The sequence below is a fragment of the Streptomyces sp. NPDC036984 genome, from assembly GCF_055607665.1.
In genome coordinates, this window is record NZ_JBVJRL010000002.1 from 23,358 (window position 1) to 45,924 (window position 22,567).

The window sequence follows — 22,567 nt, forward strand, 5'->3', positions numbered from 1 at the left end:
CCTCGCCGCTCGCCGCTCAGCTCCGCCCCTCAGCCCCGCCGCTTGGCCCAGCCGTTCGACCCAGCCGTTCCGCCCCGCCGTTCCATGCGGCCGGGCGGGCGGCCCGGCGCGTCCACCAGGTCCCGGTCGCGGGGCTGGGTGAGACGGGACCGGGCCGTGGCCGGGGAGATCCACAGCACGCGGTCCACCTCGGTGTTCGGCGTACCGGCTGCCTCGTGACGTCATCGCCCTGCGGGACGCGTTGGTGGTGAACGGGACCGGCATCCTCATCGAGGGCAAGGGCGCGCCTGCGGCGCGCCGGGCGGGAACTGCACAGCCATCAGGCCCGCCTTCCCCAGCCGCCAGTGGGGCGGTGCCCCGCAGCTCGTCCCCGTCATGGCGATCCGGCTCCGGCTTCGGGGGTAGGCACTCAAATCGCCGGCGTGAAGGACGGGGCACCGATTCCGTGGCCTTGTGAAGAGCCCGAGCGCATGAACGAACTCCGCGCAGAAGTCGGCATCGAGCCCTTCGACGAGTACGTCGCCGAGTTCCCCCTGGCCTGACGCGCTGTTCCCGTCGCGTGCTGCGGATCACTGCCCGCACTTCCGCTGCCTGTCCGTGCTCCGGCATGTCAGGTCCCCCTGGACCGGTCGGCGTCGATGGCCGCGAGTGCAGCGGAGATCAGTTCCCTGTCTTTTTGGTGGGTCAGGCGCTCGCGGGCCTTCGCCGGAGACAGCCAAACCAACTCGGACACTTCGTCGTTGGGTGCGAAGTCGCCGCCAGTCGACTCTGCGGCCCAGTACCGGACTTCCTTCTCTCGTCCCGACTGATCGATGTAGCGGAGAGTCGGCAGGCCCGATCCGAGCCGACACGTGTGGCCGGTCTCCTCCTGCACTTCGCGCAGAGCAGCCGCGTGAGCCGCCTCGCCCTTCTTGAGCTTGCCCTTCGGCCAGGACCAGTCGGACCACTTGGGCCTGAAGACCAGGGCCAGCTCGACGCCGCCCGAGGAAGGGCGGCGCCACAGCACGCAGCCGGCCGCCCGGACCACGGTGTCCTTCACAGCGCCTCCTTTCGGGGTTCAGGGCGCGTTGACGGTCTCCTTCTGCCACGCCTGCTGGAAGGCGAACCGGGCCGCCTCCACCTCGTGCCGCTGGTCGGCGTGGAGCACGCCGAGCGCGTACGCGGTCGCCGGGGTGATCCGCGGGGTGCGGGCCGCCTGCGCCGCCGCCGCTGCCGCCTCCGAGGCGTCCCGGTGCCGGTTCAGCGCCTGGCCCGCGCTCAGCAGCCGTACGTCCGTGTGCGCGGCCCCGTGGAGCACTTCGCGGGCGTACCGGTGCAGGCGCAGCAGCAGGCGGACCTGGTGCCAGGGGCCGTCCTGCGGGTGCGGGGACGGGTCCGGGGACAGGCCGTGGACCAGGGCCTCCGCGTTGTAGGGGTGGCCGGCGGTGAGCAGGGGGAGTGCGGCGATGGCGTCGGTGAGGCGTTCCTCCGCCGCGGCGGCGAGGGGACGGAGGTCGGTGGTGGCGGCGGTGGGGGTGAGGGGGACTTCGCTGGCCAGGACGGCGACCTTGTCGGCGACGGCGTGAAAGCGGGAGGAGCCGAGGGCCTGGAGCGCGGTGGAGTGAGCCCTTGTCCGGGCGAGGGTGAGCTGGCGTTCCAGTAGTGCGCCGGCTTTGGCCGCGCCGACCGTGAGGCTGCCGCGTTCCGCAGTCGCCGTCGCGCCGGCCGGGCCACCGGTGTTGACGGGTGCCGCTTGCAGCGGCCTGGGTGCCGTCCCGGCGGCACGGCTGCCCACGGCCACGGCGGCTGCCGCGTCGCCCGCTCGGCCCGCCGCTGCGCCGGCCGCCGCAGTGGTGACCGCCTGTGCCGGAAACGCCGTAAAGCCCGACAGCCTGTGCAGCGCCAGCAGCAGCCTTTCCAGGCGGCCCTCGTACGCGTGCTCCAGGCCCAGCGTGCCCGACAGCCAGGCCAGTTCGGGACGCATCTCCTCGGACCAGCCGGGGTCGAGGAGGGGGCGGAAGGTGTGCAGGCTGCCGCTGATGCGGCGGGCCGCGCGGCGCAGGGCGCGGGCCGCGTCGACGGACTCCTGCGCGCCGCCGTCCCGCGCGCTCGCGTGTCCGCGCGCGGCGGCGCCCGCGCCGTTGCCGCCGGTCTCCCGGTGCAGGCGCAGGGCGCGGAGGAACTCCGTGGCCTGGGCGCGCAGGTAGCCCGCGAGGGCGTCCCCGGTCGTCGCCCCGGCCGTGGGGTCCGTCGGGTCAAGGTGTTGCTGTGCCACGCCGGCGCCTCCGGGCGTCTATGAGCATCTCCTGGACGTTGCGCAGGGGTTGGCCGTCCGTGTCGGTCGCGTGCCGGGTCCACTCGCCGTCCGGGCCGAGGTGCCAGGACGCGGTGCCGTCGGACATGCCGGTGTCCAGCAGCCGGTTGAGGGCTGCGCGGTGGCCGGGGTCGACGACCCGGACCAGGGCCTCTATCCGGCGGTCGAGGTTGCGGTGCATCATGTCGGCGCTGCCGATCCACACCTCGGGCTCGCCGCCGTTGCCGAAGGCGAACACCCGGGAGTGTTCGAGGAAGCGGCCGAGGATGGAGCGGACCCGGATGTTCTCCGAGAGGCCCGCGACGCCCGGACGGACGGCGCAGATGCCCCGCACCCAGATGTCGACCGGCACGCCCGCCTCGGACGCCCGGTACAGGGCGTCGATGACCACTTCGTCGACCATCGAGTTGACCTTGATGCGGACGAAGGCCGGACGGCCCGCGCGGTGGTGCTGGATCTCCTTGTCTATTCGGGAGACCAGGCCGTCGCGCAGGGACTTGGGGGCCACCAGCAGGCGGCGGTAGGTCTCGCGGCGCGAGTAGCCGGACAGCCGGTTGAAGAGGTCGGAGAGGTCGGCGCCGACCTGCGGATCGGCGGTGAGCAGGCCGAGGTCCTCGTACAGGCGGGCGGTCTTCGGGTGGTAGTTGCCGGTGCCGACGTGGCTGTAGCGGCGCAGGGTCTCGCCCTCCTGGCGGACCACCAGGGACAGCTTGCAGTGCGTCTTCAGGCCGACCAGGCCGTAGACGACGTGACAGCCGGCCTCCTCCAGCTTGCGCGCCCACTTGATGTTGGCGTGCTCGTCGAAGCGGGCCTTGATCTCGACCAGGACGAGGACCTGCTTGCCGGACTCGGCGGCGTCGATGAGCGCGTCGACGATCGGGGAGTCGCCGGAGGTGCGGTACAGGGTCTGCTTGATGGCGAGGACGTCCGGGTCGGCCGCCGCCTGCTCCAGGAACGCCTGCACGGAGGTGGAGAAGCTGTCGTACGGGTGGTGCAGGAGCACGTCCCGGGCGCGCAGGGCCGCGAAGATGTCGGGCGCGGACGCCGACTCCACCTCGGCGAGGTCGCGGTGGGTGCCGGCGACGAACTTGGGGTACTTCAGCTCCGGCCGGTCGAGGCTGTGGATGCGGAACAGGCCGGTGAGGTCGAGCGGGCCGGGCAGCGGATAGACCTCGGCCTCGGAGATCTTCAGCTCGCGGACCAGCAGGTCCAGCACCTCGCGGTCGATGGACTCCTCGACCTCCAGGCGCACCGGCGGGCCGAAGCGGCGCCGCATCAGTTCCTTCTCCAGGGCCTGGAGGAGGTTCTCGGCGTCGTCCTCCTCGACCTCCAGGTCCTCGTTGCGGGTGATCCGGAAGGCGTGGTGCTCCAGGATCTCCATGCCGGGGAACAGCTCTTCCAGGTGGTTGGGGGCCGCGATGACGTCCTCGATGGGGACGTAGCGGCCCGGGGAGGCCTCCAGGAAGCGGGAGAGCAGCGGCGGCACCTTCACGCGCGCGAAGTGCTTGTGGCCGCTGACCGGGTTGCGTACGACGACGGCCAGGTTCAGGGAGAGGCCGGAGATGTACGGGAAGGGGTGCGCGGGGTCGACGGCCAGCGGGGTGAGGACCGGGAAGATCTGGTGCCGGAAGAGCGTGAAGAGGCGGGCCTGCTCCTTCTCGGTCAGCTCGGACCAGCGGACCAGGTGGATGCCCTCCTCGGCGAGCGCGGGGGCGACGTCCTCGTGGTAGCAGGCGGCGTGCCGGGCCATCAGCTCGCGGGAACGGGCCCAGATCATCTCCAGCACCTCGCGCGGCTGGAGGCCGGAGGCGGAGCGGGTGGCGACGCCGGTGGCGATACGGCGCTTCAGGCCGGCGACCCGGACCATGAAGAACTCGTCCAGGTTGCTGGCGAAGATCGCGAGGAAGTTCGCGCGCTCGAGCAGGGGGGTGTTCGGGTCCTCGGCCAGTTCCAGGACACGCTCGTTGAAGGCGAGCCAGCTGCGCTCACGGTCGAGGAAGCGACCCTGGGGCAAGGGGGTGCCGTCGGCCTCGGACTCCTCGTACCCGTCGAGATCCGCGTCGAGGTCGGGTGCCAGATCGGAGACCGCGGCGGCGACGGCACGCTGCCGGCGCGCGGCGATGGAGCCCACGGGGGGCTGCGGGTGCTGGACCTCGGCCTGGGTGTCTTGCTGACTCATGAACCCATTCTTCCGCGCAACGGGTGACACAAGCGCGTCGGAACGTGCGGGCGGGAGCGTCACAGCCCCGTTCCCCGCGGGCCCCTCGGGGGGTGGCGAAGGCTCTGGCACGGCGGGCTTCATTGGCCGAGCGTCGCAAGTCCGGCTGAATCAATGGTTACGGCGACATGACGTGCGGGATAGCGCGGAGCGGCCCGAAGGGATCGCCGGATGCGAAAACACCGGTCCGGCACGTCCCTCCCCCCGTGGAGGGGCGTACCGGACCGGCGCGCGCCCCGGGCTCAGGAGACCCGGTGGCGCAGGACGGTGTACGCGGCGACGGTGGCGGCCGCGGTGAGGGCGAGGACCATGCCGGTGGCGGCCAGGTGCAGCGGCCAGAAACCGGTGAGCGGGCCGCGCAGAGGCTGCCACAGGTCGCGCAGACACAGCCGCAGCGCGAGGGTCGCGGCCCCTGCGGCGGCGAGCGCCGGGAGCGTACGGCGCAGGGCCAGCCCGGCGAGGGCGCCCGCGGCCAGTGCGAACAGCGCCAGGGCGGGCAGCAGCGGGCCGCGCGGCACGAAGACGCGGTCCCAGGTCCAGTGCGTGACCAGGACGTCCCGGTCGGCGGACCAGACCCGGCCGAAGGCCAGGGCGAGCACCGTGGTGCCGGCGAGCAGCGGCAGCGCGGCCGTGGTCAGTTTCGCGGTCAGCCAGCGGACCGGGGTGACGGCCTGGGTCCAGGCCAGCCGCGCGGTACCGGACTCCAGCTCGCGGCCGATCAGTGCGGCCCCGGCCCAGGCGGCCACGGCGCAGGGGGCGTAGGAAAGGGCCTCGCCGAGGGCGTTCATGACGTTGTCGGTGTCGGTGAAGGCGGTGTACGTGCACCAGTGGCCGGACCGCGCGCAGGACCGGTCCCGGGGGGCCGCCCAGTAGTGGATGCGGAGCAGTTGGCCGACGGCGAGGAGCACGAAGGCGGTCCAGGCGAGCAGGGCCGGGCGGTGCAGCCGCAGCAGGGTGCGGCCGGTGGCCGGGCGGGCGGGGGCGAGGGTGGTGGTCATGCGGCGGCTCCGGTGCGGGCCGTGGACGACGGGGTGCCGGCGGCTTCCGTGCGGACGGCGGCGCCGGTGGTCCGGCGCCGTACCAGCCAGAAGGCCGGTGCGGCCAGCAGGACGGCGAGGGCGAGGAGGACGCCGGTCGCGGTCAGCTGGAGCGGCCAGTAGTGGGAGAGGGGGTGATGGTCGATGTAGAAGCCTTCGACGCCGTGTTTGTCGTTGAAGGCCCGGCAGAAACTGCCGGCGTCGCTCACACAGACGCTGGGCAGATGGGCGCCGGTCGAGGTGATGACGCCCTCCTCCACCTTGATGCCCGTGTAGTGGGGGAAGCCGCCGCGGCCGCTGACGCTGGTGGCGACGGGCCACAGGTACGGCAGGGTCATGTGGACGGCGATCCACAGCGCGGCCATGGTGAGCGGGGCGGTGCACAGCGCCAGCAGCGAGCGGCCGAGGAGCAGCCCGACGAGGGCGCCGAGGACCAGGCCGGCCAGCGCGAGACCGATGGGCAGCGGGCCGTTGGAGTAGAAGGTGACCGGCTCGTACCAGGGCTTGGCGGTGTCGGGGCTGCCCCCGCCCGCCGACCGCGCCAGGCGGTGCAGGACCACCAGCAGGCCGGTACCTGCGCAGAGCAGGGCGGCCGGGACGGTGAGCTGGGCGGCCAGCCGGCGCAGCGGGGAGACGCCCTGGGTCCAGGCGAGCCGCGCCGTGCCGGTCTCCAGCTCCCGGCCGGTCAGGGCGGCCGCCGCCCAGCCGGCGGCCAGGAACGGGATGGCCAGGATGCCGAGGGTCGTGTAGTCGTAGACGTCCGAGTAGCGCAGGAGCGCGTCCTGGTCGTACCGGCACGTGCCGGCGGCTCTGCAGGTGGCCTGGTACTGCTGCCAGGCCGCCGCGGCGGCGTCGGCGAGCGGGCCCCACAGCCACAGCAGCGCGCCGGCCAGGACGACGACGAAGGCGGCCCAGCCGTACAGCGCGGGGCGGTGCAGGCGCAGCAGCCAGCGGACGGTGCGCGGCCGGGCGGGCGTCGGGTGGGTCGGGGCGGTGATCACGCGGCACTCTCCATGCTCGGGGCGCCGGGGTTGCGCAGATGGGCGAGGACCAGTTCCTCCAGGGAGGGTGGCGAGGTGCGCCAGTCGCCGGTGAGCCGTCCGGCCGGGCGGATCAGCGCGGTCAGCTGGCGGCCGGTGACCCGGGACTCCACCACGGTGTGCGGGCCGAGGCGGGCGGCGTCGGCGGCGCCGGTCACCCGCAGGTGGGCGGCGAGCAGCTCGTCGATCTCCCCGGCCAGCCGGATCCGGCCGTCGCCGACCAGCAGCAGATGGTCGCAGGAGTCCTCCAGTTCGGCGACGACGTGCGAGGACATCACGATGGTGGTGCCGTACTGGGCGGCCTCGGCCATCAGCGTGCCCATCAGCTCGTGCCGGGCCAGCGGGTCGAGGTCGGCCATCGGCTCGTCCAGGAGCAGCAGCTCGGGCCGTTTGCCGAGGGCGAGGGCGAGCGCGACCCGGGTGCGCTGGCCGCCGGAGAGGGAGCGGATGCGGGCCTTCGGGTCCAGGTCGCCGCGCGCGACGACCCGCTCGGCGACGGCCGCGTCCCAGCGCTCCGGGTTGAGGTCGGCGCCCATGAGCAGTGTCTCGGCGATGCTGAGCTGCGGGTACAGCGGCTTGTCCTGGGCGACGAAGCCGACCCGGGGGCGGGCCTGGGCGGGCGTGGTGCCGAGGACGGTCACGCTGCCCTCGGTGGGGGCGGTGAGCCCGGCGGCCAGGGCCAGCAGGGTCGACTTGCCGGCGCCGTTGGGGCCGACGACCGCGCACACCCGGCCGGCGGGCAGCCGGAACGAGCAGTCCCGCAGGGCCCAGCCTGCCCCGAGCTGCCGGCTCCGCTCGGGCCGGGGGAGTCCCCAGCGTCGGCCGAACCGTTTCCCCAGAGCGTCGGCCCTCAACGCCGTGTCGCTGCTCATGTCGGGTCTCCCTGGAAGTGCTGGTCGAGTACGGCAGTGAAGAGTGCGGCCACGTCGTCCCGCTCCAGACCGGCGGCGCGGGCGCGGTCCGCCCACTCCTCCAGCTCCGTGCGCAGCGGGGAGTCGGCGGGGGCGGCCCCCAGGGACCGCCGGACGAAGGTGCCGAGCCCGCGCCGCGCCTCCACCAGGCCCTCGCGTTCCAGTTCGCGGTACGCCTTCAGGACGGTGTTGGGGTTGATGGCGGTCGCCTCCACCACCTCGCGTGCCGTGGGCAGCCGGTCCCCCGGCTCCAGCAGGCCCAGCCGGAGGGCCTGCTTGGTCTGCTGGACGATCTGCACATAGGTGGCCACGCCGCTGTGCCGGTCGATGCGGTACTCGACCATCGGTACAACCACCCTTTCACTAATTGAGTAGTGAAAGGGTGGTGCAAAAGAGGGGCGGCCGTCAAATGCGACCGCCCCTGGTGAGGGGAATGTCAGGTTTCGGTGCGGTACATCAGGTCCGTCTCGTGGACCGTGAAGCCCAGCCGCTCGTACACCGACACCGCCGCCTTGTTGTCCGCGTCGACGTAGAGCATCGCGGTCGGCAGCTGCTGGGCGGCCAGATGGCGCAGCCCGATCATGGTCAGCGCCTTGCCGAGCCCGCCGCCCTGCTCGCCGGGCCGCACCCCGAGCACGTACACCTCGCCGAGCCCCTCCTCGGCGTGCACCTTGGTCCAGTGGAAGCCGATCAGCTCCCCGCGCCGCTCGGCGAGGAAGAACCCGGCCGGGTCGAACCACGGCTCGGCCTTGCGGTCGTCCAGGTCCCGCTGGGTCAGCGAGCCCTGCTCCGGGTGGTGGGCGAAGGCGGCCGCGTTCACCGTGAGCCAGGCCGCGTCGTCCTTGCCCGGCACGAAGGCGCGCACGGTCACGCCCTCCGGCAGCGCCGGCTCGGCCGGCTCCAGGCCGGCCAACGGCCGCCGCATCTGGCGCAGTTCGCGGAACAGGGTCAGGCCGAGCACCTGGGCGAGGTGCCGGGCGGCGGGGTGTCCGCCGTGCGCCCACACCCGCAGCCGCTTGCCGGAGGCGGCGAGCAGGGCCGCGCCGAGCGCCCGGCCGTGTCCGTGCCCGCGGTGCGCGGGATGCACGACCAGTTCGGCGGCCGGTGCCTCCACCGGGTCGGTGTCCTCCAGCTGGGCGTAGCCCACGAGTTCGCCGTCGACGGTCAGCAGCAGATGCGAGACGCCCTCGCGGGTGCCCCCGCGCAGCTGAAGCCGGCCCTGCTCGGACACCGGCTGCTGGCCGTCGACCGCGGCGGCCTCGCCGATCAGGCTCAGCACGGCCCCGGCCCGGTCCGGGGTGAGCGCGGATTGGGTCTCGATGGAGCGGGCGGGGAAGCCCCGTACGGTGTCGTCGCTGCTCATGCGTACGAGGGTACGGGGCGGCCCGGGCGAAATCCCGGTACACCGGCCGGAAGGCATCGGCAAAGGGAAACCAGGATGTAACCCTGAACCCCCTGTCGAGCTACGCGCGTTGACCTTAGGCTGCGCCGAGCCACCACAGCCGACCCACAGGGGGCCCCATGCCAGCCGTGCCCCGGCGCACCAGACGTCGTACGTACGCCCTACTCGCGAGCGCAGCCGGTCTCGCCACGGCGGCGGCGCTGACCGCCGCCCTCCCGGCGGACGCCCACGAGAGCCACCCCCGTCCGGGCCGCTATCAGGACGTCCAGCTGCTCTCCTTCAACGACCTGCACGGCAATCTGGAGCCTCCGTCGGGCTCTTCCGGCCGGGTCAGCGAACTCCAGCCGGACGGCACGACGAAGACCATCGACGCGGGCGGTGTCGAGTACCTCGCCACGCACCTGCGCCAGGCCCGCACCGGCCATCCTTACTCGATCACCGCGGCCGGCGGCGACATGGTCGGCGCCTCCCCGCTGCTGTCGGGCCTGTTCCACGACGAGCCCACCATCGAGGCGCTCAACGAGCTGGACCTGGACGTCACCTCGGTCGGCAACCACGAGTTCGACGAGGGCGCGCGGGAGCTGGCCCGCCTGCAGAACGGCGGTTGCCACCCCACGGCCGGCTGCTACACCGACGAGGAGTTCGCGGGCGCGGACTTCCCGTACCTGGCCGCGAACGTCCAGGACGAGAAGACCGGCAAGCCGATCCTGAAGCCGTACTGGGTCTGGAAGAAGAAGGACGTCGAGATCGGCTTCATCGGTGTCACGCTCGAAGGCACCCCGGGCATCGTCTCCGCCGACGGCGTCAAGGGCCTGTCCTTCAAGGACGAGGCCGAGACCATCAACAAGTACGCCAAGGTCCTCCAGCGCCAGGGCGTCAAGTCGATCGTCGCCCTGATACACGAGGGCGGCTACCCGGCCTCCGGCTCCTACAACTACGACTGCGACTCCCCGGGCGCGGGCGACGGCATCTCCGGCCCGATCGTGGACATCGCCAAGAACGTCACGCCCGCCGTGGACGCCCTGGTCACCGGCCACACCCACCAGGCGTACGTCTGCACGGTCCCCGACCCGTCGGGCCGTCCCCGCATGGTCACCTCGGCGGCCTCCTTCGGCCGCCTGTACACCGACACCACGCTGACGTACGACCGCCACACCGGCGACATCGTGCGTACGGCGGTGAAGTCCGCCAACCACGTGGTCACCCGGGACGTCCCCAAGGCGCCGGACATGACGGACCTGATCGCCCGGTGGAACACCCTGGCCGCCCCGATCGGCAACCGCGCCATCGGCTACATCTCCGCCGACATCAACAACACCGGCACCGAGTCCCCGATGGGCGACCTGATCGCCGACGCGCAGCTCGCCCACGGCCGTGAGCTGGACCCGAAGACCAGCCTGGCCCTGATGAACCCGGGCGGGGTCCGGGCCGGCCTGACCTACGCGGCCAAGGGCGCCGAGGGCGACGGCGTGGTCACCTACGCCGAGGGCTTCACGGTCCAGCCGTTCGCCAACACCGTGAACCTCCAGGACTTCACCGGCGCCCAGCTGATCCAGGTGCTCAAGGAGCAGGTGAGCGGCGCCAACGCGGCGGCCCCGAAGATCCTCCAGCCGTCCGCCGGGCTCACCTACACGCTGGACCTCACCAAGTCCGGCGCGGACCGTGTGGTCACCGACTCCATCCGGCTGAACGGCGCCCCGATCGACCCGGCGGCCACCTACCGCGTGGCCACCAACAGCTTCCTCGCGGGCGGCGGCGACGGCTTCCCGACGCTGGGCCAGGGCACCGGCGACCTGGTCGGCGCGGACGACCTGAGCGCCCTGGAGAAGTACCTGACGGCGAACTCGTCGGCCACGAACCCGATCGCCCCGCCGAAGGCCGACCGGATCACGGTCGTGAGCTGAGACCGGCGGGCGGACCCGGGCCTCAGCTCTGCTTCTGGCGGTCGAACCAGATGGTCGCCGCCGTCGGGGCCAGCCCCGCCCAGAAGATGAGCTGGGGCACGGTCCGCTCGGTCCACGGCACCTGGGTCAGCAGCAGCGCGCACAGCATGGCCCAGGCGGCCTGGCCGAGCACGATCCGGGGCCAGCGGCGGCGCCGGATCAGGGAGTGGAGGTTGTACTGGACGCCCTTGCGCAGCCGGCGGTAGCGCAGCAGGGCGCCGACGGCCCACAGGGCGCCGATGGGCACGAAATACCACAGCCGTTGCCCGAGAGAGACGGGCAGCGGACGCGGGACCTCCCCTTCCCTGGGCCACAGATCGAGCATCACGGCGGCGAACAGCAGCGAGAGCAGCGCGATCCAGCGCACCCCGCGCAGCAGCCGGTAGGAGGCGTGATCCAGGCCCCGCTGAAGGGCGGGGGAATCCGGGGTGGCAGCGAGGGCGTCGGCGTAGAGGGCGGCGGCCTCGGCGGCCTTCACGCCGGGGGTGCCGGCGGCCTTCTCGGTCCGCCGGGCCAGGGCCTGCGGGTGCTGCGGATCGAGCCGGAGGATGGCCTGGTCCATCTGGTCGGCCACAGCCCGGTCGCCGCCCAGGTCGGCGATCGTCCACCGCACCTCGTACGGGAAGACCTCCTCGGGCGCCAGCCGGACGGCTTCCCGGGCCAGTCCGTCCGACTCCTGGAGGAAGGAGAGGAAGGCCTCGCGGGTCAGGTCACCGCTCGCGCGGACGAGCTGGATGGAACGGATGCGGTACAGCCAGTGGCCGAGCAGCGCATACCCGTACCAGTAGCCGGGATCCAGCCGGATGACCTCGCGCAGGTCGGCCTCGGTGTCCACGAGGCGGCCGAGGCCCTGCAGGGCCCGGGCGCGCTGGATGAGCGCGGCGACGTCCTCGGGAGCGAGCGCCAGCGCTCGCTCGGCGGCCTCCAGCGCCCGGTCCTCCTCGCCCTCCACCTCCCGATGACAGCGGGCCAGCCGGACCCAGGCGCGGACGTCCTCGGGGTCCTCGGCGAGCCGCTGCCCGAGCAGCGTCTTCACCTCGTCGTAGCGGCCCAGTTCGAAGAGCGCGTCCGCCCGCTCCAGGGCCGGGTGCAGTCCGGTGCTCACAGCTTCCGCCGCTTCTTCAGATAGGCGATCAGGTCGTCGTACATCCCGCCCTCGTTGGCGAACATCGCCACGTTCCGGGCGGCGGCGAACCACGACTCGGTGGAGGGGACGACCTCTTTGGCCGCCGCCAGCAGATCCTTCATCCCGATCAGGCGTACGGTGCCCGTGCGGGCCGAGTCGAGCAGCGCGCGTTCGGCGGCGCTCTCGCACAGGTGCGCCAGGTCGGCCCCGGACAGCCCGTCGGTGACCTTGGCCAGCCTGCCCAGGTCGATGTTCTCGATGGGCCGCTCGCGCAGGTGGTAGCGGAGGATCGCCTCGCGGGCCGGCGCGTCGGGCGGCAGCACGAGCAGGGTGCGGTCCAGCCGGCCCGGCCGCCGCAGCGCGTTGTCGACGTCCCAGGGCACATTGGTGGCGGCGAGGACGAACACGCCGTCGTTGGCCGCCGAGTCGATCCCGTCCAGCTCGGTGAGCAGCTGGTTGACGGTGTTGCGCATCCCGCTGTGCGCGCTGCGGCTGCGCTTGGCGCCGAGTGCGTCCAGCTCGTCCAGGAAGACCACGCAGGGCGCCTGCCGGCGGGCGGTCTGGAAGATCTCGTGCATGTTGCGCTCGGAGTTGCCGATCCACATGTCGAGGACGTCGTTGACCGACACCGACAGGAAGGAGGCGCCGAGTTCCCCGGCGACGGCCCGCGCGATGAACGTCTTGCCGCACCCCGGCGGGCCGTACAGCAGCAGCCCGCCGCGCAGGCTCTTGCCGTACAGCCTGCGCAGCTCTGGGTTGCGCAACGGCGCGAGGAAGGCGGCCTCCAGCCGGTCCTTGACCTCCTGCATCCCACCGACGTCGGCGAGCCGCACACCACCGGGCCGCTCGACGTCCCAGGCGTCGGCGTCCCCGGGATCGCCGGCCCCGTCCGCCCGCACCGGCGCCTCGACGAACCGGGGCGGTACGACGTCCCCGACCTGCTCCTGGGCGGCCTGCCAGTCGAAGCGGGGGCGTCCGGCGGCGGGTGCCGTCCCCCGACGCTCGACCGGCGGCTGTTCCGGGACCGGTGCCTGCTCTTGGACCGGTGCCTGTTCCTGGACCGGTGCCTGTTCCTGAACCGGCGGCTGCTCCTGGACCGGTGCCTGCTGGGGTACTCCCATGGCCCGTGCCATGAGCTGCCGCGCCTGCGCGTCACCGGGCGCGTGCTGAAGGGCGACGGCCGCCTCGGCGACCGCCGCCTCGCTCTGACCGGCGTTCAGCAGCAGCTCGGCCAAATGCAGTCGGAGCGGCACGTCGGCAGGCGCGGCGGCAACCGCCGTACGCAGGCTCTGTATCAGGGGGGAGTCTTCCGGCATGACGCCCACCCTACGAAACCGCCCCGCGTCAGGAGGCGGCAGGCGTCCAGCCCGCCAGCCAGTCCGCGACCTCCTGCCCCGCGGCCTGGGCGTCGGTCAGTTGGGGCCGGTCGGCAGTGGCCGTGCCCGAGCCCGCCCCGGTGTTCTTGTACTCGGCGAAGCGGTCGTCCTTCCAGGAGAAGCCGCTCATGTCGGTCCAGGGCGTGGTCTTGATCGCCGCGCTGAGGGCGGTGTTGCGGACGGTGGTCTGCGGGTCGAGGGTGGCGTCGCCGCCCGCGTGCCAGGGCCGGCCGAGGTAGAAGGTGCGGTCGGAGACGTCCCCGGTCACCGTCGAGTTGGCGATCAGGATGCCCTTGCGGCCGGCCGCGGTGCTGGGGGCGGTGACATAGCCGGCGGAGCTGCCGTTCCACCGCTTCTTCAGGGTGATGACCGACTTGTCGAGCACGGCGGTGGCCCGCCCGAAGACGAAGTCGACGTTCCCGACGACGTAGGAGTTGGTCATGTAGACCCGGCCGAGCCGGTCCTTGGCGGCGGTGTCGAGGAGCAGTGTGTCCTGGTCCCCGCTGACGATGACCCCGTCCAGGAACACCTTGTCGGCGGCCGTGCGCAGGGCGACGGCCTGCTGGGCGATGTCCTGGTGGGCGCCCTCGTCGAAGTCGTTGGAGATGCTGAGGTTGCGGGCCTGGAAGTCGTCGGCCTCCACGGCGACGGTCGCGCTGCCCCCGGTGCCGTAGGTGCCCGATCCGTCGGGCTTCTTGGTGCCGGCCGCGTTGTTGTAGACGATCAGCGTGTCCTTGCGGCTGGAGCCGGTGCCCTGGAGGGTGACGTGCGGCTTGTTCGCGGGGACCTTGACGGTTTCCCGGTACGTGCCCGGCTTCACGGCGATGACGACCCGGGAGGGGTTGTTCGCGGGTACGGCGTTCACGGCGGCCTGCACGGTCGTGTACTGCCCCGAGCCGTCCTTGGCGACGGTGAGGGTGGTGACGGCGGCCTTGGCCGTGGTGGTGGCCGTCGTACCGAGTGAACCACGCGGCCCGGCACCGGACTTGACGACCGACGGCACGTCGGCGGTCTTGTCGAGGGTGTAGCCGTAGTAGCTCTTCGGGTTCCAGGCGGGACCGGAGCCCCCGCTCTCGTTGCGGCCGGCGGTGCCGGAGAAGACGTTGCCGCGCTGGACGAGGGTGGCGGTGCTGTCCCTGATCACCGGGTTGTTCAGGCCCTGGAAGTAGGAGTTCTCCAGCAGCATGTTGGTCCTGCCGCGGGCGTAGTTGCCGTACGAGGACGTGATCGTCGTGCCCGGCTCGTCCTGGAGGTAGTTGTTGTACAGGTGCGCGTGGGCGACGTTGTCCGTGGACGGGTTGCGCTGCTCGGTCTCGCGGATCCAGTTGTGGTGGATCGTGATGTCGGCGGTGGTGTTCTGCGTCCAGCCGATGCCGAACGCCTTGTTCTCCTGGCCGAGCCGGTTCCAGGAGACGGTCAGGTACGTGGTGTCCTTGCGGCTGTCGATGAGGCCGTCGGCCATGTGCCGGATGTCGTTGTGGTCGATCCAGACGTGGTGGGCGCCGTCCATCTGGATGCCGTCGTAGTCGTGCTCCTTGTCGTTCCAGACGCCCTGGTACGCGTCCCGGATGGTGAGGTTGCGGATGATCACGTTGTGGACGCCCGGGCCGAGGAAGAAGCCGCCGCCGACGATCTGGCCCGAGGTGCCGGACCCGATGATGGACTTGTCGGAGCCGACCTTGATCTCCTTGCCGACCGGGTCCATCGTGATCGCCGCGGCGACGACGATGATGTACGGCTTGTCGGCGGTGGCGTACTTCTCCAGGTCGGCGAGCGTCTTCACGGTGACGATCTCGCCGCCGCGCCCGCCGTAGGTGCCGTTCTGCCCGAGGGCGTTCACCGAGGCGAAGCCGTCGGCGGTGGCGGTGGCCCAGGCCGGTACGGCGGTGGCGGCGGAGGCGTGCTGCTGGGCGCCGGGGCCGAGGAAGCCGTAGCCGAGGGCGCCGGCGGCGGCGAGCGCGAGCGGCAGCCCGAAGGCGAGCGCCGTACGGCTCTTGCGGTGGCGGGCGTGGGGGGTGCGGGGACTCATGGGCGACTCCAGTCGGTGGTCCGGGCAGGGTGCTGACCTGGAGTCGCCGTGGGGCGGGGGAAGGTTGCCGCCGGGCTACCGCCGGTCCAGCAGGGTCGCCCAGTCCTGGCCCGCGGCCCAGTCGGCGAAGCTGTGCCAGCCGACCTCGGGGTAGGCGCGGCGCAGGCCGGTGACGTCGACGTCGAGGCCGATCTCGGTGAAGTAGGCGAACATCGCCGCCAGGTCGGCGGAGTGGGTGCGGACGTGGGCGAGCGGGACCTCCTGATGGGTGACCGGGCGGCCCAGGGCGGTGGTGAGGGCGGCCGCGAGCTGCGCGGGGGTGCACGTGTCGGAGGCGATGTCGATGCGCCGGCCGGTGAAATCGGCACGGCGCCGGAGGGCGAGCGCGGCGAAGGCCCCGATGTCGGCGGCGGGGATGAGGGTGAGCGGCCGGCCGGCCGGCATGGGCCAGGCGAAGGTTCCGGTGCGCAGCCCGTCGAGGGTCCAGCCGCTCGTGTAGTTGTCCATGAACGCCGCCGGGGCGATCACCGTCCAGGGCAGGCCGGACGCGCGCAGGTGCTGCTCGACGGCCCACTTGCTCTCGTAGTGCGGGACGCCGGTGCCGCGGTCGGCGTGGGCGGCGGAGGTGAGGACGACATGGCCGAGCCGGGCCGCCGCCGCGGCGTCCACGAGGGCCGTGCCCTGCCGGATCTCGGTGCCGGTGTCGGTGCCGAACGGGGTGGTGACCGCGAAGAGCGCGTCGGCGCCGGCGAGGGCCGCGTCGAGGGAGGCGCGGTCGTCGAAGTCGGCGTGCCGGACCTCGGCGCCCGCCGCACGGAGGGCGTCGGCTGCGGGCGTGTCCGGGCGGCGGGTCAGGGCGCGGACGCGGTGACCGGCGGCGAGCAGGGCGCGGGCGGTGGCCCCGCCCTGGGCGCCGGTGGCGCCGGTGACGGCGATGGTGAGCATGGGTGTCCCCCTGATGGATAGCATTGCTGCGTGACGCACTTGCTGCGCCATGCAGCAGATTACCCATACTTCGCTGCGTCGCGCAGCAACTTTTGGGAAGGAGCCCGCCGTGACAGACCCCGACCGCGCCCGCCTCTACGAGGAACTGGCCCTGGAGTCCCGGCGCTATCTGGCCGCGTACGTGCTGTTCAACCAGGCCGTCGCCGACCACCTCGGGCTGCACCCGACCGACGTGCAGGCCCTGAGCCTGCTCACCGCCGAGCCGGCACCGCTCACCGTCCGGCAGATCGCCGACCGGACCGGTCTCACCACCGGCTCCGCCACCCGCCTCGTGGACCGGCTGGAACGCGGCGGCTACGTCGCCCGCACCCCCGACCGGCAGGACCGCCGCCGGGTGCTGGTCACCCCGGTCCCCGAGCGCGTCGCCCGCGTGACCGCGCTCTGGGACGACCTCGGAGCGACCTGGCAGACGATCCTCGACGACCACAGCGCGGACGAGCTGCGGGCGATCACCCGGCACATGCGCCGGGCGAACGACCTCAGCCACACCCAGATCCAGCGCCTGCGCGCCATGCCGAAGCCGGACTAGGGCCACATCAGCCGGCCGGCGTCTCCGGCTTCTCCAGCGCCTCCGGTGTCACCAGCGCCTCCGACGTCTCCGGTGTCTTCGGCGGAGGCGTCGGCGCCCCCGGCAGCCGTACTGTCGCCACCGTGCCGCCGCCCTCCGCGCGGGCCAGTGTGACCTCCCCGCCCGCCTGCTTCACCGTACGGGCGACGATGGACAGGCCGAGCCCGGAGCCGGGCAGGGCGCGGGCACTGGGGGAGCGCCAGAAGCGGTCGAAGACGTGCGGGAGTTCGTCCTCCGGGATGCCGGGACCGTGGTCGCGGACCGTCAGGACACCGTCGCTCAGCCGCACCTCGATCGTGCCGCCCTCGGGGCTGAACTTCACCGCGTTGTCGAGGATGTTGACGACCGCCCGCTCCAGGGCCGAGGGCTCCGCCCGGACGAACCAGGGCTCCAGGTCCGCGGTGAGCGACAGCTCCGGACCGCGCAGCCGCGCCCGGCGCAGGGCCGCCTCCACGGTGTCCTGGAAGGCCACCACCTGGACGCGCTCGCCGCGCTGCCCCTCCGAACGGGACAGCTCCTGCAGATCCCCGATCAGCGAGCCCAGTTCGGTCATCTGCGCCTTCACCGAGCCGAGCAGCGCCTTGCGGTCCTCCGGCGGGATCGGCCGGCCCGTCTCCTCGCTGCGGGTGAGCAGTTCGATGTTGGTCCGCAACGACGTCAGGGGCGTCCGCAGCTCATGGCCGGCGTCCGCGATCAGCTGCTGCTGGAGGTCGCGGGAGCTGGCCAGGGAGGCGGTCATCGAGTTGAAGGACCGCGAGAGCCGGGCGACCTCGTCCTCGCTGTCGTCCTCCACCGGGATGCGCACGGCCAGATCCTCGGTCCGGGCCACGTGCTCCACGGCCTCGGTGAGCTTGTCCACGGGACGCAGCCCCGCACGGGCCACGGCGAGCCCCGCGGCGCCCGCGCCGAGGACTCCCACGCCGGAGACGAGGAGCAGGATCAGCGCGAGGTCCTTGAGGGCCTTGTCGGTGTTCTTCAGCGGAACGGCGGTCATCCAGGCGGCCCCGGGATACACATGCGGCCCGTCGTCCGTGATGACCACGAGCGGCATGGTCAGCACCCGGACGGTATTGCCCTCGGTGTCCGTGCCGTTGCGGAGGATGCCGCCCTGGCTGCTGTCCCGTCCGACCACCGCCACATCCGCCGACGTGGTCTTCAGCACGCCCGCGGAACCCGCCGAGACGCACGCCGTGCCGTCGGGCTTGATCAGCTGGGAGTAGGCGGTGTCATGGGCGCGCAGGCTGTTGTACGAGGAGTCCGCCGGCTTCTGCGGACACGTGGTCAGCAGGTCGAACACCTGCGCGGACGGCACCGCGCGCGGCGACGAGTTCTGGAGATCCTTGTCGACCAGGTCGTACAGCTTCTTCTCCACGATGAACCAGCACGTCACCGACACCGCCGCCACCGCGAACGCCACCGCCGCCGCCACCAGCACGGCGAGGCGGGCCCGGATCGGCAGCGCCCGGTACCGGCGCACCAGATGCTTCACTCGGCGCCGCCCTGCCTGAGGACATACCCCACGCCGCGCACGGTGTGCACCAGGCGCGGCTCGCCGCCGGCCTCGGTCTTGCGGCGCAGGTACATGACGTAGACGTCGAGCGAGTTTGAGGACGGCTCGAAGTCGAAGCCCCAGACGGCCTTGAGGATCTGCTCACGGGTGAGCACCTGGCGCGGGTGTGCCATGAACATCTCCAGCAGGGTGAACTCCGTGCGGGTCAGCTCGACCTGCCGGCCGCCGCGGGTGACCTCCCGGGTCGCGAGGTCCATCCGCAGATCGGCGAAGGTGAGCGCCTCGTCCTCCTGGGCCTCGGCGGACACCTGCGCCGCGTACGAACTGCGGCGCAGCAGCGCGCGGATACGGGCGAAGAGTTCGTCCAGTTCGAAGGGCTTGACGAGGTAGTCGTCGGCGCCCGCGTCCAGGCCGGTCACCCGGTCGCCGACCGTGTCGCGGGCGGTGAGCATCAGGATCGGTGTGGTCTCGCCCGCACCCCGGATCCGGCGAGCCGCCGTCAGGCCGTCCATGCGCGGCATCTGGATGTCCAGCACGACCAGGTCCGGCTGGTAGGCCGTGGCCTTCTCCAGGGCGTCCGCGCCGTCGAAGGCGACCTCGGTGTCGTACCCCTCGAAGACGAGGCTGCGCCGGAGCGCCTCGCGTACGGCCGGCTCGTCGTCGACGATCAGGATGCGCTGGGGGTCACGGTCGCCTTCGGCGGGGCTCATCGCTCGCGATTCCTCGGGGTGCGGTGGTCGGGTGATGGGGGTGTCTCTCAGCGTGCCACGTCCCGCGGCCCGGCGAGGGGCACGCGTGCCGGTCAGGCCCGGACCGCGCTCAGGCGGTGCAGCGGCACCTTGCGGCGGTGCGGGCGGGCGGCGGAGGTGCGCAGGCCCATCAGCTGGGGGACCGGGGTCACGGCAGCAACCTCCGGGGCGCGGGGCGCCGGGATCGGCACGTGCAGCTGGGACGCGATGGACAGGGCCAGGGTGATCCCGGCCGGACCGCGCTCGGCCATGTGGTGGGGAACGTGCTTGATCATGACCTGCTCCTTGCTGTCTGGCGCGCGGGGTGCGCGCGGGGTGTCGCTAGCTGTCGGAGCCCGCCCGGAGCTTGGCCAGGTCGGACTTGACGGTGTTGACGGGGATGGCGAAGCCGAGGCCGATGCTGCCCGCGTCCGAGGACGAGGACGACTGGGAACTCGACGAGTACATCGCGGAGTTGATGCCGATGATGTGGCCGCTCGCGTCGATCAGCGCGCCGCCGGAGTTGCCGGGGTTCAGGGACGCGTCGGTCTGGATGGCCTTGTAGGTGGTCGTGGACGAGCCGGTGTCGCCGTTGAACTCACGGCCGCCGAACTGGAACGGCCACTGTCCTTCGCCGCCCTGGCCCTGGCCCTGGTTCTCGTCGGTGGAGACGGTGACGTCCCGGTTCAGGGCGGAGACGATGCCGCTGGTGACCGTGCCGGTCAGGCCCTCGGGGGAGCCGATCGCGACGACCGTGTCGCCGACCTGGACGCCGCTGGAGTCACCGAGCGCCGCCGCCTTCAGCCCGGAGGCGCCCTCCAGCTTGATCAGCGCGAGGTCCTTGGAGCTGTCGGTGCCGACGACCCGGGCGGTGTAGCTCGTGCCGTCGCTGGTGCGCACCTTGATCGAGGTGGCGCCGGAGACGACGTGGTTGTTGGTGGCGATCTCGCCGTCGGAGGTGATGATCACGCCGGAGCCGGTGGAGGATCCGCCCGCGAGCGTCGCGTTGATCTCGACCACGCTCGGGGTGAGTGCGGCGGCGATCGCGGCGACGTCGCCCTTCTTGCTGGAGGGCACCACGGTGGTGCTGCTGCCGGCGGTGGCGACCGTGTCCTTGCCGGCCAGCTCCTGGAAGGCGTAGGCCGTGCCGCCGCCGACCGCCGCCGCGACGATCGCGACCGCCGCGAGCAGGGCCCCCGGACCCCGGGTCCGCTTCTTCTGGTGCGGAGCGGACTCCATGGTCGGCTGGTACGGCGGCGGGGGCGGCCACTCCGCGTTCACGGGAGCGGAGAAGGAGTGCGGCTGCTCGTAAGTGCCCTGGCTCTCGGTCATGACAAAAGAGTCCCCCGCGACCATGAGAGCTTCCTGAGTGCTCCCTGAGAAGCCCGCCAGAACCTCGTTTGCCCGATATGAAGACGCGGCCCGGGATCAGGCGCAGCCGCAGCTCGTGCGCACCACCAGGCGCGACGGGAACGTCTTCAGCCGCTCGCGCCGGGACCCGGCGATCCGCAGCCCGTCGTCCAGCACCAGGTCGACCGCCGCCCGGGCCATCGCCGAGCGGTCGGAGGCGACCGTGGTCAGCGGCGGGTCGGCGAGCGCGGCCTCCTTGATGTCGTCGAAGCCGGCCACCGCCAGCTGCCCGGGCACGTCGATGCGCAACTCGCGCGCGGCCCGCAGCAGGCCGATCGCCTGGTCGTCGGTGGAGCAGAAGATCGCGGGCGGCCGGTGGGGTCCGGACAGCACGTCCAGGGCCACGCGGTAGGCGTCGTAGCGGTTGTACGGCGCCTCGAACAGCCGGCCCTCGGTGGGCAGGCCCGCCTCGGCCATGGCCCGCTTCCAGCCCTCGACGTGGTCCGAGACCGGGTCGCCGACGGCCGGCGTCTCGGCCGTACCGCCCATGCAGGCGACGTACTCGTAGCCGTGCTCCAGCAGGTGGCGCACGGCGAGCTGGGCGCCGCCCAGGTCGTCCGTCACCACGGCCACGTCGTCGATGGCCTCCGGGCGCTCGTGCAGCAGCACCACCCGGGCGTCCCAGGCGTCGATCTCGGCGGCGGCGAGGTCGTTCAGGGCGTGGGAGACCAGGATCAGGCCGGAGACGCGCATACCGAGGAACGCGCGCAGATAGTGGACCTCGCGTTCGCCGATGTAGTCGGTGTTGCCGACGAGGACCATCTTTCCGCGCTCGGAGGCGGCCTGCTCGACCGCGTGCGCCATCTCGCCGAAGAACGGCTGGCGGGCGTCCGGGATGATCAGACCTATCAGGTCGGTGCGCCGGGAGGCCATCGCCTGGGCGACCCGGTCGGGCCGGTACCCCAGTTCCTTGATCGCGGCGAGGACACGCTCGCGCGTGGCCGGGGCGACCGGCCGGGGTCCGTTGTTGATGACATAACTGACGACGGCGGTGGAGGTTCCCGCCAGCCGTGCCACGTCATCCCGAGTCACCTTGGCCACGCGCGGAGTCTACGCGGATTGACCCGCTCTGGGCAGGGCGTATCACATGGCGGCCGGGCGATGTCGCCGCCCCGCCCGAGCGCCGCCCCCGCGCCGGCTATGCCTCGGCGTGCGCCTCGGCGCCGCCCAGGACCGCGGAAGCGTCCGCATCTTCCGGCTTTGCCCGGCCGCCCTTGGCCTTGGTGTCCTCGGCGGGCCGCTCGGCCTTCTCGGGGGTAACGAATCGATAACCGACGTTCCGGACGGTTCCGATCAGCGACTCGTGCTCGGGGCCGAGCTTGGCGCGCAGCCGCCGTACGTGAACGTCGACCGTCCGGGTGCCGCCGAAGTAGTCGTATCCCCACACCTCCTGGAGCAGCTGGGCGCGGGTGAAGACCCGGCCCGGGTGCTGCGCGAGGTATTTGAGCAGCTCGAACTCCTTGAAGGTCAGGTCCAGCACCCGCCCCTTGAGTTTCGCGCTGTACGTCGCCTCGTCCACGGAGAGATCGCCGTTGCGGATCTCCATCGGCGAGTCGTCGTTGACGATCTGCTGCCGGCCCATGGCGAGCCGCAGCCGCGCCTCCACCTCCGCGGGACCGGCGGTGTCGAGGAGCACGTCGTCGACGCCCCAGTCCGCGGTGACGGCGGCGAGGCCGCCCTCGGTGACGACGAGGAGCAGTGGACAGCCGGGGCCGGTGGAGCGGAGCAGCTGGCACAGGCTGCGGACCTGGGGCAGGTCACGCCGGCCGTCGACCAGGATGACGTCGGCGCCCGGGGTGTCGACCAGGGCGGGCCCCTCCGCCGGGGCCACCCGCACGTTGTGCAGGAGCAGGCCGAGGGCCGGAAGCACCTCCGTCGACGGCTGGAGGGCGTTGGTCAGCAGCAGCAGAGAACTCATACGTCTGGTTCCTCCTCGGTCCCTGCGAGGACGTGTACGGACGGGCACTGCTC

At 72.4% G+C, this 22,567-nt stretch carries 21 protein-coding genes and 1 pseudogene; 3 read left to right on the forward strand and 19 right to left on the reverse strand.

Features of this window, described 5'->3' with window-relative positions:
• Positions 1–29 precede the first annotated feature (29 nt).
• On the reverse strand, positions 30–179 hold the full coding sequence (locus tag ACZ7DL_RS04035) for a hypothetical protein (protein ID WP_470771251.1): 150 nt from the start codon (positions 177–179) through the stop codon (positions 30–32).
• 225 nt (positions 180–404) lie between these two features.
• Between ACZ7DL_RS04035 and ACZ7DL_RS04040 the strand changes: the two are divergent.
• Positions 405–542, forward strand: a pseudogene (locus ACZ7DL_RS04040) (DUF6624 domain-containing protein); the annotation flags it as partial.
• 68 nt (positions 543–610) lie between these two features.
• Here ACZ7DL_RS04040 and ACZ7DL_RS04045 read toward each other — a convergent pair.
• The 8 genes from ACZ7DL_RS04045 to mshD form a co-directional block, all read right to left on the reverse strand.
• The gene (locus tag ACZ7DL_RS04045; protein ID WP_470771253.1) at positions 611–1,039 is read right to left on the reverse strand and encodes an NUDIX hydrolase; all 429 of its coding nucleotides are present in this window, start codon (positions 1,037–1,039) and stop codon (positions 611–613) included.
• A gap of 18 nt (positions 1,040–1,057) precedes the next feature.
• Positions 1,058–2,254 (reverse strand): CHAD domain-containing protein, encoded by a 1,197-nt coding sequence (locus ACZ7DL_RS04050; protein WP_470771254.1) that lies wholly within the window; start codon positions 2,252–2,254, stop codon positions 1,058–1,060.
• Positions 2,235–4,595, reverse strand: a complete 2,361-nt coding sequence (locus ACZ7DL_RS04055) for an RNA degradosome polyphosphate kinase (RefSeq protein ID WP_470771256.1) — start codon at positions 4,593–4,595, stop codon at positions 2,235–2,237. The genes ACZ7DL_RS04050 and ACZ7DL_RS04055 overlap by 20 nt, the downstream gene beginning before the upstream one ends.
• Positions 4,596–4,753: 158 nt before the next feature.
• Positions 4,754–5,509: a hypothetical protein gene (locus tag ACZ7DL_RS04060; protein WP_470771257.1), complete on the reverse strand. Its 756-nt coding sequence runs from the start codon at positions 5,507–5,509 to the stop codon at positions 4,754–4,756.
• Positions 5,506–6,549: an ABC transporter permease gene (locus ACZ7DL_RS04065; RefSeq protein ID WP_470771259.1), complete on the reverse strand. Its 1,044-nt coding sequence runs from the start codon at positions 6,547–6,549 to the stop codon at positions 5,506–5,508. The genes ACZ7DL_RS04060 and ACZ7DL_RS04065 overlap by 4 nt, the downstream gene beginning before the upstream one ends.
• Positions 6,546–7,460 carry an ABC transporter ATP-binding protein gene (locus ACZ7DL_RS04070; protein ID WP_470771261.1) on the reverse strand — a complete coding sequence of 305 codons (915 nt, stop codon included), beginning with the start codon at positions 7,458–7,460 and terminating at the stop codon, positions 6,546–6,548. Before ACZ7DL_RS04070 ends, ACZ7DL_RS04065 begins: the two co-directional genes overlap by 4 nt.
• Complete coding sequence (locus ACZ7DL_RS04075) at positions 7,457–7,843, reverse strand: GntR family transcriptional regulator (protein WP_470771263.1); 387 nt, start codon at positions 7,841–7,843, stop codon at positions 7,457–7,459. The genes ACZ7DL_RS04070 and ACZ7DL_RS04075 overlap by 4 nt, the downstream gene beginning before the upstream one ends.
• A 92-nt stretch (positions 7,844–7,935) precedes the next feature.
• Positions 7,936–8,862 carry a mycothiol synthase gene (gene mshD, locus ACZ7DL_RS04080; protein WP_470771265.1) on the reverse strand — a complete coding sequence of 309 codons (927 nt, stop codon included), beginning with the start codon at positions 8,860–8,862 and terminating at the stop codon, positions 7,936–7,938.
• Between the two features lie 158 nt (positions 8,863–9,020).
• Here mshD and ACZ7DL_RS04085 point away from each other — a divergent pair, with 158 nt between their 5' ends.
• A complete protein-coding gene (locus tag ACZ7DL_RS04085) occupies positions 9,021–10,805 on the forward strand; it encodes a bifunctional metallophosphatase/5'-nucleotidase (RefSeq protein ID WP_470771267.1) in 1,785 nt (594 codons plus the stop codon).
• Positions 10,806–10,827: 22 nt separating this feature from the next.
• On the opposite strand, the gene ACZ7DL_RS04090 is transcribed toward ACZ7DL_RS04085, so the two are convergent.
• The 4 genes from ACZ7DL_RS04090 to ACZ7DL_RS04105 all read right to left on the reverse strand — a co-directional run bounded on the left by ACZ7DL_RS04090 (position 10,828) and on the right by ACZ7DL_RS04105 (position 16,320).
• A complete protein-coding gene (locus ACZ7DL_RS04090; RefSeq protein ID WP_470771268.1) occupies positions 10,828–11,949 on the reverse strand; it encodes a tetratricopeptide repeat protein in 1,122 nt (373 codons plus the stop codon).
• Positions 11,946–13,286 carry an ATP-binding protein gene (locus tag ACZ7DL_RS04095; RefSeq protein WP_470771270.1) on the reverse strand — a complete coding sequence of 447 codons (1,341 nt, stop codon included), beginning with the start codon at positions 13,284–13,286 and terminating at the stop codon, positions 11,946–11,948. Before ACZ7DL_RS04095 ends, ACZ7DL_RS04090 begins: the two co-directional genes overlap by 4 nt.
• 28 nt (positions 13,287–13,314) lie before the next feature.
• Positions 13,315–15,375 (reverse strand): pectinesterase family protein, encoded by a 2,061-nt coding sequence (locus ACZ7DL_RS04100; RefSeq protein WP_470771271.1) that lies wholly within the window; start codon positions 15,373–15,375, stop codon positions 13,315–13,317.
• A 75-nt stretch (positions 15,376–15,450) separates the two neighbouring features.
• Positions 15,451–16,320, reverse strand: a complete 870-nt coding sequence (locus ACZ7DL_RS04105) for an NmrA family NAD(P)-binding protein (RefSeq protein ID WP_470771272.1) — start codon at positions 16,318–16,320, stop codon at positions 15,451–15,453.
• Positions 16,321–16,369: 49 nt separating this feature from the next.
• On the opposite strand from ACZ7DL_RS04105, the gene ACZ7DL_RS04110 reads away from it, so the two are divergent.
• Positions 16,370–16,909: a MarR family winged helix-turn-helix transcriptional regulator gene (locus ACZ7DL_RS04110; protein WP_470771273.1), complete on the forward strand. Its 540-nt coding sequence runs from the start codon at positions 16,370–16,372 to the stop codon at positions 16,907–16,909.
• 7 nt (positions 16,910–16,916) lie between these two features.
• Here ACZ7DL_RS04110 and ACZ7DL_RS04115 read toward each other — a convergent pair whose 3' ends face one another.
• From ACZ7DL_RS04115 to ACZ7DL_RS04140, 6 genes are all read right to left on the reverse strand, one after another.
• Positions 16,917–18,437 (reverse strand): sensor histidine kinase, encoded by a 1,521-nt coding sequence (locus ACZ7DL_RS04115; RefSeq protein ID WP_470771274.1) that lies wholly within the window; start codon positions 18,435–18,437, stop codon positions 16,917–16,919.
• Positions 18,434–19,168, reverse strand: a complete 735-nt coding sequence (locus tag ACZ7DL_RS04120; protein ID WP_470771275.1) for a response regulator transcription factor — start codon at positions 19,166–19,168, stop codon at positions 18,434–18,436. Before ACZ7DL_RS04120 ends, ACZ7DL_RS04115 begins: the two co-directional genes overlap by 4 nt.
• A gap of 92 nt (positions 19,169–19,260) precedes the next feature.
• The gene (locus ACZ7DL_RS04125; RefSeq protein WP_470771276.1) at positions 19,261–19,482 is read right to left on the reverse strand and encodes a hypothetical protein; all 222 of its coding nucleotides are present in this window, start codon (positions 19,480–19,482) and stop codon (positions 19,261–19,263) included.
• 46 nt (positions 19,483–19,528) lie between these two features.
• Positions 19,529–20,518 carry a S1C family serine protease gene (locus ACZ7DL_RS04130; protein ID WP_470771278.1) on the reverse strand — a complete coding sequence of 330 codons (990 nt, stop codon included), beginning with the start codon at positions 20,516–20,518 and terminating at the stop codon, positions 19,529–19,531.
• A 96-nt stretch (positions 20,519–20,614) separates the two neighbouring features.
• Positions 20,615–21,637, reverse strand: a complete 1,023-nt coding sequence (locus ACZ7DL_RS04135) for a LacI family DNA-binding transcriptional regulator (RefSeq protein WP_470771279.1) — start codon at positions 21,635–21,637, stop codon at positions 20,615–20,617.
• Positions 21,638–21,734: 97 nt separating this feature from the next.
• The gene (locus tag ACZ7DL_RS04140; RefSeq protein WP_470771281.1) at positions 21,735–22,514 is read right to left on the reverse strand and encodes a winged helix-turn-helix domain-containing protein; all 780 of its coding nucleotides are present in this window, start codon (positions 22,512–22,514) and stop codon (positions 21,735–21,737) included.
• Positions 22,515–22,567 lie beyond the last annotated feature (53 nt).

Bases quoted from the DNA above. Each gene is read 5' to 3' on its own strand.
- ACZ7DL_RS04055 (WP_470771256.1), bottom strand. From the start codon at position 4,595: ATGAAGCCCGCCGTGCCAGAGCCTTCGCCACCCCCCGAGGGGCCCGCG.
- ACZ7DL_RS04060 (WP_470771257.1), bottom strand. From the start codon at position 5,509: ATGACCACCACCCTCGCCCCCGCCCGCCCGGCCACCGGCCGCACCCTG.
- ACZ7DL_RS04070 (WP_470771261.1), bottom strand. From the start codon at position 7,460: ATGAGCAGCGACACGGCGTTGAGGGCCGACGCTCTGGGGAAACGGTTC.
- ACZ7DL_RS04075 (WP_470771263.1), bottom strand. From the start codon at position 7,843: ATGGTCGAGTACCGCATCGACCGGCACAGCGGCGTGGCCACCTATGTG.
- mshD (WP_470771265.1), bottom strand. From the start codon at position 8,862: ATGAGCAGCGACGACACCGTACGGGGCTTCCCCGCCCGCTCCATCGAG.
- ACZ7DL_RS04085 (WP_470771267.1), top strand. From the start codon at position 9,021: ATGCCAGCCGTGCCCCGGCGCACCAGACGTCGTACGTACGCCCTACTC.
- ACZ7DL_RS04095 (WP_470771270.1), bottom strand. From the start codon at position 13,286: ATGCCGGAAGACTCCCCCCTGATACAGAGCCTGCGTACGGCGGTTGCC.
- ACZ7DL_RS04100 (WP_470771271.1), bottom strand. From the start codon at position 15,375: ATGAGTCCCCGCACCCCCCACGCCCGCCACCGCAAGAGCCGTACGGCG.
- ACZ7DL_RS04105 (WP_470771272.1), bottom strand. From the start codon at position 16,320: ATGCTCACCATCGCCGTCACCGGCGCCACCGGCGCCCAGGGCGGGGCC.
- ACZ7DL_RS04110 (WP_470771273.1), top strand. From the start codon at position 16,370: ATGCAGCAGATTACCCATACTTCGCTGCGTCGCGCAGCAACTTTTGGG.
- ACZ7DL_RS04120 (WP_470771275.1), bottom strand. From the start codon at position 19,168: ATGAGCCCCGCCGAAGGCGACCGTGACCCCCAGCGCATCCTGATCGTC.
- ACZ7DL_RS04125 (WP_470771276.1), bottom strand. From the start codon at position 19,482: ATGATCAAGCACGTTCCCCACCACATGGCCGAGCGCGGTCCGGCCGGG.
- ACZ7DL_RS04130 (WP_470771278.1), bottom strand. From the start codon at position 20,518: ATGACCGAGAGCCAGGGCACTTACGAGCAGCCGCACTCCTTCTCCGCT.
- ACZ7DL_RS04140 (WP_470771281.1), bottom strand. From the start codon at position 22,514: ATGAGTTCTCTGCTGCTGCTGACCAACGCCCTCCAGCCGTCGACGGAG.